This is a genomic window from Planctomycetia bacterium (genome assembly GCA_034440135.1).
Classification (GTDB): domain Bacteria; phylum Planctomycetota; class Planctomycetia; order Pirellulales; family JALHLM01; genus JALHLM01.
Genome location: JAWXBP010000359.1, coordinates 15,853 through 30,106, shown reverse-complemented (window position 1 = coordinate 30,106; position 14,254 = coordinate 15,853). Strand labels below are relative to the sequence as shown.

At 60.8% G+C, this 14,254-nt stretch carries 13 protein-coding genes; 8 read left to right on the top strand and 5 right to left on the bottom strand.

Features of this window, described 5'->3' with window-relative positions; all coding sequences use genetic code 11:
- Positions 1-220 precede the first annotated feature (220 nt).
- Together SGJ19_21615 and SGJ19_21610 are read left to right on the top strand one after the other, a co-directional pair.
- Entirely contained in the window at positions 221-1,204 is a 984-nt protein-coding gene (locus SGJ19_21615; GenBank protein MDZ4782855.1) for an AAA family ATPase, read from the top strand.
- Positions 1,201-1,821 (top strand): hypothetical protein, encoded by a 621-nt coding sequence (locus SGJ19_21610; GenBank protein ID MDZ4782854.1) that lies wholly within the window; start codon positions 1,201-1,203, stop codon positions 1,819-1,821. The genes SGJ19_21615 and SGJ19_21610 overlap by 4 nt, the downstream gene beginning before the upstream one ends.
- Before the next feature lie 10 nt (positions 1,822-1,831).
- On the opposite strand, the gene xylA is transcribed toward SGJ19_21610, so the two are convergent.
- Positions 1,832-3,142: a xylose isomerase gene (gene xylA, locus SGJ19_21605; protein MDZ4782853.1), complete on the bottom strand. Its 1,311-nt coding sequence runs from the start codon at positions 3,140-3,142 to the stop codon at positions 1,832-1,834.
- A gap of 371 nt (positions 3,143-3,513) precedes the next feature.
- Between xylA and SGJ19_21600 the strand changes: the two genes are divergently transcribed.
- Entirely contained in the window at positions 3,514-4,383 is an 870-nt protein-coding gene (locus SGJ19_21600; GenBank protein MDZ4782852.1) for a hypothetical protein, read from the top strand.
- A gap of 633 nt (positions 4,384-5,016) precedes the next feature.
- On the opposite strand, the gene SGJ19_21595 is transcribed toward SGJ19_21600, so the two are convergent.
- The 4 genes from SGJ19_21595 to SGJ19_21580 form a co-directional block, all read right to left on the bottom strand.
- The gene (locus SGJ19_21595; protein ID MDZ4782851.1) at positions 5,017-5,865 is read right to left on the bottom strand and encodes a transporter; all 849 of its coding nucleotides are present in this window, start codon (positions 5,863-5,865) and stop codon (positions 5,017-5,019) included.
- A 276-nt stretch (positions 5,866-6,141) separates the two neighbouring features.
- Positions 6,142-7,890, bottom strand: a complete 1,749-nt coding sequence (locus SGJ19_21590) for an arylsulfatase (protein MDZ4782850.1) — start codon at positions 7,888-7,890, stop codon at positions 6,142-6,144.
- Between the two features lie 436 nt (positions 7,891-8,326).
- Entirely contained in the window at positions 8,327-9,166 is an 840-nt protein-coding gene (locus SGJ19_21585) for a phosphoenolpyruvate hydrolase family protein (GenBank protein ID MDZ4782849.1), read from the bottom strand.
- 78 nt (positions 9,167-9,244) lie between these two features.
- The gene (locus SGJ19_21580) at positions 9,245-9,658 is read right to left on the bottom strand and encodes a DUF4878 domain-containing protein (protein MDZ4782848.1); all 414 of its coding nucleotides are present in this window, start codon (positions 9,656-9,658) and stop codon (positions 9,245-9,247) included.
- A gap of 269 nt (positions 9,659-9,927) precedes the next feature.
- On the opposite strand from SGJ19_21580, the gene ricT reads away from it, so the two are divergent.
- From ricT to SGJ19_21555, 5 genes are all read left to right on the top strand, one after another.
- Positions 9,928-10,749, top strand: coding sequence for a regulatory iron-sulfur-containing complex subunit RicT (gene ricT, locus SGJ19_21575; GenBank protein MDZ4782847.1), 822 nt, complete (start codon positions 9,928-9,930; stop codon positions 10,747-10,749).
- Positions 10,750-10,808: 59 nt separating this feature from the next.
- Positions 10,809-11,261 carry a hypothetical protein gene (locus tag SGJ19_21570; protein MDZ4782846.1) on the top strand — a complete coding sequence of 151 codons (453 nt, stop codon included), beginning with the start codon at positions 10,809-10,811 and terminating at the stop codon, positions 11,259-11,261.
- 9 nt (positions 11,262-11,270) lie between these two features.
- Positions 11,271-11,462: a hypothetical protein gene (locus tag SGJ19_21565; protein MDZ4782845.1), complete on the top strand. Its 192-nt coding sequence runs from the start codon at positions 11,271-11,273 to the stop codon at positions 11,460-11,462.
- Positions 11,463-11,799: 337 nt separating this feature from the next.
- Positions 11,800-12,495 carry a sugar transferase gene (locus SGJ19_21560; GenBank protein ID MDZ4782844.1) on the top strand — a complete coding sequence of 232 codons (696 nt, stop codon included), beginning with the start codon at positions 11,800-11,802 and terminating at the stop codon, positions 12,493-12,495.
- 225 nt (positions 12,496-12,720) lie between these two features.
- Positions 12,721-14,214, top strand: a complete 1,494-nt coding sequence (locus SGJ19_21555) for an MlaD family protein (protein MDZ4782843.1) — start codon at positions 12,721-12,723, stop codon at positions 14,212-14,214.
- Positions 14,215-14,254: the final 40 nt, after the last annotated feature.

Below are 14,254 nucleotides of genomic sequence, written 5' to 3'. Positions count from 1 at the left end.
AGTGTGTGCGTTTGTACACTAACACGCCGAGGCTAAATGTACAAGCTCGCATTCAACTACGGCTCCCCGACGGGACCGCGACGGATTCAATTTGCTGGACGCACGCGAGCTATTGCTCAGGCACTCGTAGGGAAAGCGAATTCGAATCGTCTCCCTTCAAACCGCCCGAGTGGTAGAATGCCAATGTCACGATTTGATCGTTCAGCCCGAGGGCGCGCAAGTGTTTACGGCAATTCATTTCAAGAACTTCAAAGTCCTCAAAGACGCCACGCTTCCACTGGGGCGTTGCACGCTGATTGTCGGGCCCAATGGAAGTGGGAAGAGTACGGCGCTGTCGTCACTGCAATTGTTGGCGAATCGTTCGGCTGGTTCGCTCTTGCATAGCCGTTCAGCAGCAGCAAATGAAAATGCCCCAGTTGAAATCGATTTCAAGTGGAGTGACGGAAATTCAATCGCGTTGATGCTGACGGCCGAGAATCAGCCATATATTGAAGTTCGGCCGAAAGGTGCGACCCTGAGGCCGGAATTTGAGCAAGCGTGCAACAGTTCACGAGTGTACCGACTTGATTCGCGTTCAATTGCCGAGGCTGGACCGTTACAGGAACGGGTGGTGCTTGAGCAGACTGGACGTAGGCTTGCCGCCGTTCTCGACGGATTGAGCACACGATACGAGGATCGATGGGCCACACTGAACGAAAGATTGCCTGAATGGTTCCCAGAATTCGACCGAATCCGACTTTCGGTGGAGTCCGGGACTAGTAATCGGACCTTCTCGATGCGATTGAAAGGCACAAATCGTGAAATTGCGGCCCGCGATCTCTCCGACGGCGTGCTGCTGTCAATTGCCTTGTTCACGCTAGCGTATCTGCCCGACGCGCCAGCATTAATTGGCCTTGAAGAACCAGAACGTGGAATTCACCCACGACTCTTGCAAGAAGTGTTTCTTACTCTTCAAAGGCTGGCCCACCCAGAGGAATTTGGCGAATCGCGTGTTCCCGTGCAAGTCATCGCCACCACTCACTCGCCCTACCTCCTCGGCTACTTCCGTGATCGCCCGGAAGATGTCGTGATCGCCAATCGTGAAGGGGACAATGTGCGATTCGAGCGCCTCGCGGACATTGCCAATTATGACGAGATCGTCGGCGACGTTTCGTTGGGAGAGGCCTGGTACACGGGCGTATTTGGCGGCGTGCCCACACAATGAAAATTGCGATTGTAAGCGAATCTCCTGGCGATAGCCTGATTGTGAAGATTCTCTGCGCGAAGATACTCGGCTTCCCCATCGACGTCGTTACGCTGAAACGTTCTGCCGACGGTTTTGCCGCGGCAAAGGAGTCGCTCAAGGTCGCATATCGTCAATTGCACTACCGTCGGGAAGCGCAGGTCATGATTGCTTGCGTGGATGCCGACAATTCCTATCCGCACTTATCCAATTGCGGCGATCCGCGATGCCGCCACTGCGACATATCGAGCATGCTTGACCAAGAAGAACGGCATGCCAAGCCAAATTCAGCGTTCCCGACGCCGATTCAATGCTTTGTGGCGGTTCCTCCACCCTCCATCGAGGCTTGGCTGATGGCGCATCGCGACAACAACTGCCGTGAGGCGCTATGGCGGTCTCAACCGATTTCGCGGCGCGATTCCGCGAACGCAATTCGTCAGCAAAAAATTTCGCTGTATGGAAAACTGCGGCCGTCCGACCAAGAGCGCGAAGGGGCAGCGATCGCGGCCGCGAACGACATAGCCTTGATTGAACAATGTTATCCCAACAGCTTTGGTCAGCTCGCCAGCGCTCTGCGCGGCAATCTCGGCATCACTTAGCCACTGCCCTCTACACAAACCGGTTCACCAGCCCCTCCAGCATTTCCTGGCGGCCGCTCTTGTTTGGGGTGATTTCGCCCTTTTCCAGCATGTATTTTTCCAGGGTTTTGAAGCTGGCTTGGCCGGTTTCGATTTCGGCGCCGACGCCGGTGTCGAAGCTGCTGTAGCGGTCTTTGACGAATTGATCCAGTTCGCCGTCGGCGCGGATCGCGGCTGCGATTTTCAATCCTCTTGCGAAGGCGTCCATGCCGCCGATGTGGGCGTGGAAGAGGTCGACGGGCTCAAAACTTTCGCGGCGGACTTTGGCGTCGAAGTTGACGCCGCCGGGGGCGAGACCGCCGTACTTCAGGATGCTGAGCATGCACTGCGTAGTGAGGTAGATGTCGGTGGGGAATTGATCGGTGTCCCAGCCGAGCAGCATGTCGCCGGTGTTGGCGTCGATCGAGCCGAGGAAGCCTTGCATGCCGGCGTATTCCAACTCGTGTTGCATCGAGTGGCCGGCGAGCGTGGCGTGGTTGGTCTCGATGTTCATCTTGATGTGTTTTTCGAGGCCGTAGGCGCGGAGGAAGTTGATGCAGTTGGCGACGTCGAAATCGTACTGGTGCTTGGTCGGCTCTTTGGGCTTCGGCTCGAAGAGGAACTGGCCGGTGAAGCCGATTTCCTGGGCGTAGTCGACGGCCAGGTGCATGAAGCGGGCGAGGTGATCGACCTCGCGCTTCATGTCGGTGTTGAGCAGGTTTTGATAACCTTCGCGGCCGCCCCAGAAAACGTAGTTCTCACCGCCGAGTTCCTTGGTGACTTCGATGGCTTTCTTGACTTGCGCCGCGGCGTAAGCGAAGGCATCGGCGTTGCAACTCGTGGCGGCGCCGTGCATATAGCGCGGGTTGCTGAACAGGTTGGCGGTGCCCCAGAGGAGTTTGATGCCGGAGCGTTGCTGTTCGTCCTTCAGGGCTTTCACGACGGCGTCGAGATTCTTGTTGGATTCGGCCAGCGTCTTGCCTTCCGGCGCGACGTCGCGGTCGTGGAAGCAGTAGAACTCCACGCCGAGCTTTTCCATGAACTCGAAGGCGACCTTTACGCGGTTGACCGCGTTTTCGACGTTATCGACCGGGCCTTCCCAGGGGCGGACCATGGTGCCGGGGCCGAAGGGATCGCTGCCGGCGCCGCGGAAGGTGTGCCAGTACGCCACGGCGAAGCGGAAATGGTCCCGCATCTTCTTGCCTTCGACCGCTTCGTCGGCGTTGTAGTGCCGGAAAGCGAGCGGGTTTTTCGATTGCGGGCCTTCGAACTTGATTTTGCTGATTTCGGGGAAAGCGGCCATGGCGACGCGTAGCTCCAACGTGGGTTTGGCGATGAATTTGGGAATGATTAGACCGGAAAACGGGGGTTTTTCAAGCTCCGGCGGTTTGGGCGGAGGATTCACCACTGAGGCACGGAGGCACGGAGGACGCGGAGAGGAGGGAAGGAGAAAGGGAACCACGAAAGGCGCGAAAGTCACGAAAAGTGGAGCAAGGATGTAGGAGACGTGATAGGTAGGTGCTGCGCTGGGGACGAACTTGTTAGGGCACGGAACTTGATTGGCTGGTTGCAGATCGCCTACTTCAATTGGGCGGTATGCTGGGGGCGCGTGTGGCGATAGGATTGGGCGCGACTTCGTGCTTTACATCTAGATTTCTACCTGAGAGGTGGCCAATGAGACGCATTGTGCAATGGACGTTTTTGATTGGCGCGGCTTGCTCGGTCGCAATGCCGGCGAGCGCTTCGTTTCGCGGGAGCAGCTGCGTGGGCGATTGTGCCGTCGCTGCGCCGCAGACCGTGGAGCGTACGATTCTCGTCCCAGAATGGACTACCGAGACACGCACCGTGACTGTGACCGAGTGCCGGCCGGAAACGCGCACGCGGACGGTGACGCAGATGCGTTGCGTGCCTTATACCGAGACGGTGACGCGCCAACGTTGCGTGATGGTTCCGCAGCACCGCACGCGGACCGTGAACTACATCGTGCGGAAGCCGGTGATGGAAACGGCGACGCGGGAATGTGTAGTGCTCGTGCCGCATCGCGTGGAGCGAACAGGGACGCGGACGGTTTGCCGCATGATGCCGGTGACGATCCAGCGCACCGTGTGCGAGGATCAGGGGCATTGGGAAACTCGCGAAGTCGCCGCCTGCGCTGATTGCGCCACGTGCTGTGAACCGCGCACCGCGCGGGTGTGGGCGCCGCATGTCGTGACGAAAACCGTACCGGTCAAGGTGATGCGTCCAACGATGGAACAGCAGACGTACACTTACTACGCGACGGAATGCCGGCCGGAACGGCGCACCAAGACGGTTCAGCTTTGCCGCTACGTGGCGGAGCCACGCACACGCGAGGTGACCGAGACGATCTTCGTGCCGAAGATGGTTATGCAGACCTGCAATGTCACGCGCGTGCGCGTGGAGCCGGTGACCAGGACGATCCAGTGTCGGGTGATGGCGCCGCACCAGGTGCAGAAGGAAGTTCAGGTACGGGTTTGCAAGATGGTCACGAAGACCGTGCAGGTGAACGTTGGCTGCTGCCGGTAGACGGCACTGGCGGTTGTTGAAATTCAGAGGGCCTGGCCGATTTCGGCCAGGCCTTTTTTTGTTGATGCTCTTGGTTGAGGGAGGATTTCACCACGGAGGCACGGAGAACACGGAGAGGAGTGGAGGGAGTGGTGCGTCGGAGGAATTGGAGCCAGGAGCGTGAAGGACTGGAGGGAATAATGCTGGACGAAGTGACGCGTTTGAATGTTGGCGAACCCATGTGCGTGGATTCCAGGATCGTGCCGCTGGCGAGCGCGAACAGCACGACGCAGCGTAAGGTCGGCGCCCCGCAACCGGGCCGTTGTCATTTCTGCTGTCGATACGCGCGCTGATTGGCGGTCGTGTCAGCTATCGTGAAGGCGGTTCCAACGGTCACGATCACACGATGCCCAGGCGTCTGGTCCGACCGGCGTCAGGCAGTCATGTGGCGGGAGAGGTGGGTTATCGATTGCCTGGCGGCTCGACTAGGGGCGAAATGGGGATTTTGTGAAACACGCGATATTCCCCGCGAAAGCAACGTGAAGGCCCCTGTTTTTCAGGCAAGTTCGCACTCACGCAGTCGTGACGGAGATTAAAAAGACCGCGAGAGTCGGACTTGCAGAACGTCGCAGTTGCGGCGCCACGCTGCTCTGCTTAGAACCGCCAGCCGACGCCCACGTTCGAGAAGAAGTTTGGCGCGTCGTCGGTCACGCCCCAGCCGAGGCGGGCGCCGAGTTCGAGGTTTTCTGTGACCAGGCAATGCATGCCGGGGCTGAGGAAAGCGCGGTTGAATTCCTCGTCAGCGCCTTGCGAGTTGATGCTGAAGTATTCGGCGTGGGCGTGCCAGCGCTCGTTGATGGGGATGCGGAGTACGACCGACGGCGCCCAGAGGTTCAAGGCGTCTTCGGCCGTGTGCTCTGTCAGGTAGTGAATGGAAGAATCCAGTCGCCACCGATTCGCCAACTCCCAGCCAAACGTATAGGTCGCGAGGAGATCGGTATCGTTCGATTCGCCGCTGGTGGGCGAATAGCCTTGCACGATCAGTGCGCTGCGCGGCAGCCAGTTGTCTTGTTCGGTGACGCTGGCCTTGAAGCCATATAGGAGCTGCGATTCGCGCTCCAGTTCACCGCCGGCGGGCGCTTCGCCGCCCTCGTTTCCAGACACGAGATCGCCTGCGCCGCCGACTTCATAGTTCCAGCCAAACCGCAATTCGAGGCGATCGCTCAGGCCGCGGCGGATGAGGATTTCTGGAAAGCTGTGCGTTTCGGCGACATCGCGATTGTCGATGAACGAATACGACGACTCGAAGACCGTCACGCACCGCCCGACCGTGCTGGTGGCGGGCGTGAAGGCGTCGCGGTCGGTTTCCAGCTCGTCGGCTTCCTCCTCTGCTGGCTCGGCCTCGACTTCGACGTCGGCCTGGTCCAATTGCGCGACAGCCGATGTGGCGGCGCTTAGCCACTGCGATAGCACAACTGCGATAGTCAAAAGTGCGCGTCGCATGGCAGTTCTTTTCGCGCGGTCGAAGGTACGACGACTTTCCATTCGTTCAGTCCGGCAGCCGCGCCGCGGCACGCTCGCCACAAATGATTGATCGGCAAAGATGCGGCGGTATTGACCGCTGGAAGCGCCCGCGGAGGCCGCGCACGGCGTGACATGATGCCGCATGTAGCGATTGCGTGGACTTGGCAAACTTGGCGTCTGTGCCAGTCGCTTCCAGCGCAACAAAATAGGGGACGCCGGCTTTTCGGCCGGCGCCCCCTTGAATCAGCTGGCGGACTACTCTCCGCCGACAGTCATGCTCTTGATTTGCTGCTCAAGCGTGTCCAGGCTCCAGTCGCCCGGCTTCTGGCTGGGCGGGAATTCCTTCATGCTCATCAGAAATTCGCTGGCGACCGCCTGCAGAGGCACCAGTACGAACGCCCGATCGATCATCCAGTCGTGATACGTGTTGGAGTTGTGCTGAGACTTCTCGAACGGGTCGCGGCGCAGGTTGAACAGCAGCGGTAGACGCAAGTGGACGAGGGGCTCGCGCCATACCTGCAATTGCTCGGCGCGGTTTTCCCGGTACGTCGCCTTCCAATCTCCCACACGGATCGACATCACATTGCCATCGTCGCCCACATAGATGAACGACTTGCGCGGCGACTCCTTCGTCTTGCCACTGAGGTAGTCCAGCAGATTGTGGCCGTCGATGTGGTTCTTGTAGGTCCGGCCGTTCAGTTCCACGCCCTTAAGCAGCTTCTCCTTCACGTCCGGAGCGCCGGCGATGGCGGCGAACGTCGGCAACCAGTCCTCGTGGGAGATGATGCCGTTGAGCGTCGTGCCGGCGGGAAAATGTCCCGGCCAACGGATAAAGCAAGGCACGCGAAACGCGCCTTCCCAGTTGGAGTTCTTTTCACTGCGGAACGGCGTGGTGCCGGCGTCGGGCCAGGTGTTGTAATGCGGGCCGTTGTCGGTTGAGTACTGGACGATCGTGTTGTCGGCGAGACCGAGTTCGTCGATCAACTTGAGCAGTTCGCCAACGTGCATATCGTGTTCGACCATGCCGTCGCTGTATTCGTCCTGGCCGGAAATGCCGATGTGCTCGGGCTTCACGTGGGTGCGGAAGTGCATCCGCGTGCCGTTCCACCAGCAGAAGAAGGGTTGGCCGGCCTTCGACTGACGGGTGATGAAGTCCTTGGCCGCGGCCAGGGTTTCATCGTCAATCGTCTCCATGTGCTTCTTGGTCAGCGGACCCAGATTCTCAATCGTTTGCCCGCCTTTGCCGTCTGCTTTACTTTTGATAATCCCGCGCGGACCGAATTGCTCGAGGAATGTCTTACCGTTCGGCAGTTTCATATCGCGAGGGTAGTCGCGGTTTTCGGGCTCTTCTTCGGCGTTCAAGTGATAGAGGCTGCCGAGGAATTCGTCGAACCCGTGCATCGTCGGCAGGTGTTCGTCACGATCACCTTGGTGGTTCTTGCCGAACTGGCCGGTGGCGTAACCCTGGCTCTTCAAAACGGTCGCCATAGTCACGTCGGTCTTCTGCCAGCCTTCTTTCGCGCCAGGCATTCCGACCTTGGTCATGCCGGAGCGAACCGGAACGCTACCGCTGATGAAGGCGGCGCGACCGGCCGTGCAGCTTTGCTGGGCATAATAATCGGTGAAGGCGACGCCTTCGCGGGCAATGCGATCGATGTTCGGCGTCATGTAGCCCATCATGCCGCGGTTGTTGTGACTGATATTCCAGGTGCCGATGTCGTCGCCCCAGATGACGAGGATGTTGGGCTTCTTGCCGGACGCGGGCTGCGCGGCGGCCTGGTTGTTTTGAACCTTGTAACTGGCGAGGGCGAAGACGTTCTTTGACACAGCGCCATCGACACAACATGACTTTTGTCCGGCGGGCGTCGCCTCGGACGACGACGTGATCGTCTCCGATTCCGCCCGCGCGGTCGGCGAGAACGATAGTCGCTCCGTCGCCGCGGCCCAGCCGAGCATGGCGCCGAGCGCCAGCGCCGCGAGGGTGTATAACTGATTTCGTTTCACTGAGTTGTCTCCAAGAACAAAATGGGAGCGCGCGAAGGTGTGCCAGTTTCCGGAACTTATAACCCCGGTACAGAACGACTTCAACTCACTGGCGACATTTCAACGCTAAGAATCCAGCGACGGACGCCGGATTGCCCAGTTCCGACAAGGTCATCCTTGTTACGGTGCAAGTTGTCAGTCGTGACGGTCGCAGCCGTCAAAGTGTACGTCACAAGAATTCGTGCCGTGAAGAGTTGTGGACCTGCGCTATGGATGATCGCCCCGGGAGGGGCGACTTGCGCCAGGCGAAGCGATGCACGGCTACCTGAGGCGACACGAGAGCAAATATCGACCAATGAGTTCGTGACGCGGTTGTCCGCAAGAGCCGATGCATCCATAGACCTGGATACGTGGCGCGACCCGAATCAATTGGCGCGGTCTTGCAGGCCGTGGCGCGTTAGCGCTTCAGCCGCAGCCGTGAGAATTCACGGACTTGCTCGGTGATCGCCACTTCCGTCGGCAGGCGTTCCATGGAACTCGCGCCGTAGAAGCCTTCGATGTTGGGGACGCGTTCCAGAACGTATTGCGCGTCGTCCGGCATGGCGATCGGCCCGCCGTGGCAGAGGACGAGGACGTCGGCGCGGACTTGCTTGCAGGAAGTGGCGATCGCAGTTACGTCGCGGACGCAATCATCGAGCGAGCGCGCGGTGCGGGCGCCGATCGTCCCTTTGGTCGTGAGCCCCATGTGGGCGACGACAATGTCGGCGCCGGCTTCCGTGAGCTGGCGGCCTTGCTCGGGATCGAACGCGTACGGCGTGGTCAGTAAATCAAGCTCGCGCGCCGCGGCGATGAGTTCGACTTCGAGATCGAAGCCCATGCCGGTTTCTTCCAGGTTCTCCCGGAAGAGGCCGTCGATGAGACCGACGGTGGGGAAATTTTGGATGCCGGCGAAGCCGAGGTGCTTGAGCTCGCGGAGGAAGGGATCGCGCAAGAGAAAGGGATCGGTCCCGCAGACGCCGGCAAGGATCGGCGTATGGCGCACTGCCGTGAGGACTTCGGGGGCCATCTCGCGGACGATCTGATTGGCGTTGCCGTACGGCATGAGCCCGGCGAGCGAACCGCGCCCGGCCATGCGGAAGCGACCGGAGTTGTAGATCACAATGAGATCGACGCCGCCGGCTTCCTCGCACTTGGCGGAGATGCCCGTGCCAGCACCTGCGCCCAGGATCGGCTCGCCGCGCGCAACCTTGGCGCGGAGGCGAGCGAGAATGGCTGGGCGAGCGAGTGGGTTATTCATCGCGGCGCGACTACTGAGCCTTCGCGGCGACGGGTTTGTTCGTTGCCACAGGTCGCCTTCAGTCGACAGGAGTGAGCATCACTTCGCGGGCAGCGGCGCGGACTGGACTCTCCAGGTCCCATCGGCTTTGCTCATCACCCAGTCTTGCGTCGAGACGACCGTGCCATCCTTGCCGTAGACTTCGACCTTGACTTTCGCCGTGTCCCCTTCGACCAGCGTTTCCGTGGCAATAAAGCCGTTGTAGTTGCGGAATTTCGCGCGATCCGCGGGCTTGGGAATGGATGACTTGACCCACAACTCTTCGGTCAGCCGCTGACTGCCCGCGGCATCGACTAATTTCGTCAACACCAGATTGATGGCACCGGTCTCCGTACTCGTGTCCAACTGGTCTACGGGGCCGTCTCCGCAGCCGGGAATGTAAAGGAGTGACATCAGGACGAACACCGCCACTCCGCGCAATCCAACGCTCCGCTCGACCGACCTTTGCCGCATTTTCATTCCCCCAATTTCACAACAGTACGTCTTCACCCCATCTTGCACGGCTTAGGGTAAGCCCAAGCGCGGTCGGCGGCAAGGGTTCCTAGAGCATTGCCGCGCAGCGAAAGCACCCGGGAGGCTCGCTCGCCGGACCGTCCTTTCGCGTTTGGGGCGCGCCGACTATATTCAATCGCAGGTCCCACCTTGGGAATCCGGCGGCGTTCCTGCCTCTTGCGCCACGCGGTCCCGAGCGTTCCTGTCGTTCTCCTTCCCAGCCTGCTGTTATGCCCAAATATGTGGTTCGCTGTGGGGTGATGCGCTCGTTGGGGGTCTTTGCCTCCCGCGAAGGGGAGCATTATTTGCGCGAAGCCCGGGTGGTGGTTCGCTCCGACCGTGGTCTGGAGGCCGGGGTGGTGCTGTGCGAGGCCACGGACGAAGCCGTGGAGCATTTGCAGGACCCGAAGCGCGGTCAATTGCTGCGTGCGATGAGCGGCGACGATGAGCGCGACTTGGAACAAATGCACGGCCAAGAGCGCAATGAATTCGCCATCTGCGAGCGTGTCATCGCCGAGATGCAACTCGATATGCGGCTGATCGACGTCGAGCACATCCTGGGCGGCGAGCGGGTCGTCGTCTATTACCTGTCCGAAATCCGCGTCGATTTCCGCGAACTGGTGAAGAAGTTGGCGTCGGAATTTCAGACGCGGATCGAAATGCGCCAGATTGGCGTGCGCGATGAAGCCAAATTGCTGGCGGACTACGGCGACTGCGGGAAACCGGTCTGCTGCAACACGCATCTGTCCGAAATGCCGCCGGTCAGCATGAAAATGGCGAAGCTGCAAAAAGCCACGCTCGACCCGACGAAAATCTCCGGGCGCTGCGGACGGCTGAAATGCTGCCTACGTTACGAATACGACGTTTACGAGGAATTACAGAAGGATTTGCCGCCTGTCGGGGTCGACATCATCACCGCCAAGGGCCGCGCGCGGGTGCTGGCTCAGGAAATCCTCGCAGGGCAATTGCTGATCGAGACGGAAGACCGCCGGCGGGTGATGATACCGGCTTCGGAAGTGCTCACCGTGTTGAGCAAGTCGAGTAACAAATGACCACGATGTTCGAATCGCAGGCATGAATGGCCACTCGCAGAACCAAGACTCCCACCGCTATGACAGACCCCGCTGAACGCGCCGAACGCTTCGCTCAACTGTTGCGGGACGATCCTCGTTTCCCGCCAGCGGCCTACCGCTTCGTCACCGAGGCGCTGGAATACGCGCAGTCGAACCTGGGCATGGGGCAAGCGAAGCCGACGGAGCCGACGCCGTTCGACGAAGAGGCCGAAGGCGAGGAACGTCCCAAGGTTGGCGACCGTCACTTGACCGGCCAGGAACTATGCGAGGCGATTCGCCACTACGCCATGGAGCAATTCGGGTACATGGCAAAGTGCGTCCTCAATAATTGGGGCATCCATGAAACGGGCGACTTTGGCGAGATCGTGTTCAACCTGATTCGCATTGGCCAGATGTGCAAAACGCCGGATGATCGCCGCGAAGATTTCGATAACGTCTTCGATTTCAATGAAGATCTGCACGGTCAATTCAAGATCACGATGCCGGAATAGCCTTGTCGCATGAAATCCGACCGCGCGCCGCAAAACGCCCGTCGCCAGCCCAACGCCGCGGCGCGGGACGGAGCTAGGGATGCGGCGGAAGCGTCGAGTCGATCTCGCGCGCCGATGGCGCGGCCGATTTGGCTGTTGGTCAGCGGGGTCTGCCTGGCGAGTTGGCTCGCGGTGCTCGGCTGGCTCGCGTGGCGCGGCTAATTGGACTGGCTGGGAACACCAGCAAGTAGATTGATCTGGGGCGCCTCGAAGGGCCCGCCCCAATCTCCGGGACCGAATTTGGCCTGCCACTTGGCGCCGCCAGTCGCTTGGGAACTTTTACAGGCGCGGTTTATTTCCGCACCGGTGCGATGATGACCGTTCTCCCCGGAAGGTGTTGCGAAATCGCCACAGCCGATTTGTCCTCCTGCCTGCGAGCATTTCGTAAGTTGTGTGTTCATAGCGACTTAGTGCCGACACGGCCGTCTCGAGTTTGCCCGGCATGGCGTTCGCAATCTGGTTACATCGAGACACCACGCGTACCAGGGGCAAACGCTACATGTCACACACCACCTTTGCGCCGGCCGCCCGGCGCGACGTACTGACTCGTTGGGTCGAATCGGGACATCCGTTGGTTCAACCGGAGGGAAATGAATCTCACGGATATCGAGCGCTCAAGCGCGCCCTCGATATCCTCGGCGCCGTGGCGGCGATTGCGCTCTTCGGGCCGCTGATGCTGCTGGTGTTCGTCGCCTTGACGATCACGACCAGGGGGAATGCCATCTTCGTCCAGGAACGCATTGGCTACTGCGGCCGGCGGTTCCGCATGTACAAGTTCCGCTCGATGCGGATGGACGCGGCGAAGTTCCAGCATTTGGTGTCGAACGAGCACTCTGGGCCTATTTTCAAGAACCGTCGCGACCCGCGGATCACGCGCATCGGCCGCTTCCTTCGCTCGACCAGCATCGACGAGCTGCCGCAGTTGTTCAACGTGTTGAAGGGGGACATGGCGCTCGTGGGACCGCGCCCGCCGATCGCCAGCGAAGTCATCAACTATGCACCCTGGCAACGCCGCCGGCTGGCCATCCAGCCAGGGCTCACGTGCTTGTGGCAAGTCAGCGGCCGCAGCGAGATCGGCTTCGAAGATTGGGTGCGGATGGACCTTTGGTACTCCCGCCATCAGAACCTGTGGACCGACCTGCAGTTGATCTGGAAAACGCCGTTGAGCGTACTCTCGCGACGCGGGGCGTATTGAAAGCGCCGCGCGAGTTATTGCAGGACTGTGGGGGGCGTCTCCGACGCCGATGGAGCAGGCGCCTCGGATGGACCCACCGTCGAATCAGCAACAACGTCGAACAATCGGCGTCGGAGACGCCTCCCACAAATCCGCTCGCATAGCGCATTTGCCAGTGAACCATCCGGCACAGTAAAGTGAGTCGCTGTGCGCTAGATTTCCTGCTTCCCGGCGAATAGCTCTCTGATGGACAATCCTTCCCCGGAGGTTCCGCCGGAATCCCCCCGCCCGCCGGAGACCGCGCCGCCGGCGGGCCCGACGCCGCCGCGTGCGCGGATCGTTCGTGAGCGCCGCTGGAGTTGGGCCTGGTTGGCGCCGCTAGCCGCGGCGGCCTTCGTCGCGTTTTTGGCGTACCAATCCTGGCAACCGGCCGGGCCGACGCTGCTAATTCATTTCGCCGAAGGGCACGGCCTCAAGCCCGGCGATGTGTTGCGGCATCGCGGGGTCGTGGTGGGCGAAGTGCGCGAGGTGATCATTGCTCCTGACTTGAGCCACATCGACGTCGCCGTCGACCTGCGGCACGAAGCCGCGCCGATCGCGCGTCACGGCAGCCGCTTTTGGATTGTCCGGCCGCGGATTGATTTCGCGGCCTTGGAAGGCCTGGACACCCTCATCGGCCCGCATTACGTCGCGGTCTTGCCCGGCGACGGCCCCGCGCAAATGGAATTCACCGGGCACGAGGAAGCGCCGCTCACGGAACGCATTGAGCCGGGCGGCGTCGAAGTCGTTCTGCAAGCGACGGAGCGCGGCGGCTTGCGCCCCGGCGCGGCCGTTTACTATCGGCAGATTCGCGTTGGCACGATCCTAACCGTCGGACTGGCCGCGGATGGCAGCGCCGTTGAAGCACGAGCCTACGTGCGACCTGCGTACCGCGAATTGGTGCGGGAGCGATCGCAGTTCTGGAACGTGGGCGGGATTGAATTGGACGCGGGCTGGCTATCGGGCGTGTCGTTGGAGGTCTCGACCGCCGAGGATTTGCTGCGCGGCGGCGTCGCGTTCGCCACGCCTGACGACGGAGGCGCGCTCGTCGTGGACGGCCATCGTTTCGCGGTCGCCAAGAAGGCGGAAGAAGATTGGCACGATTGGTCGCCGTCGCTGCCGTTGGCAGGGCAGGTACTTGGTCCATCGCAGCCGGCGCCAGCGCCGATGCGCGCGGTGTTGACCTGGAAGCACAACGGTACTTTTCGCAATCCCGAGCGGCGGCGCGAAGGGTATGTGTTGCGCGTGCCGGAGGGCTTCCTGGGACTGGCGGATTTGCTGACCGCGCCGGAGCAGTCGTTCGCGGACACCGCCCAGGTCGCGGTCGCGGGCACGGCATATCCGGTGAACGGCGAGGCGAAGCGGCTCTACGATTCGCTGGCGCTGCTGCCGCTGGAGAAGAACAGCAAGGAAAAAACATCTCCCTGGCCAGCGGATCGGATTCGCAATCCCACGACGCCGGAAGATACGCTGGCGTTCATCAGCTCGACGGGCGAGCCGCGGCCGATCGCCGCGGCGCGTTGCGAAGATCAACGCACCGTCTGGCGCGTCGACCCCGTGGTGCATATCGACGCCGATTGGCATGGCGCGGCCGTGCTAGCGGTGCGCGACGGCAATTTGATCGGGTTTCTGAGTTGGCAAGAGGATCACGCGGAAATCGTGCCGCTCAGGAGCGCCGCGCCGCCCGAGAAGAAGGAGTAGCGTACAATACCACCCCGAAGCGCTAGCGAGCACCTCGGGT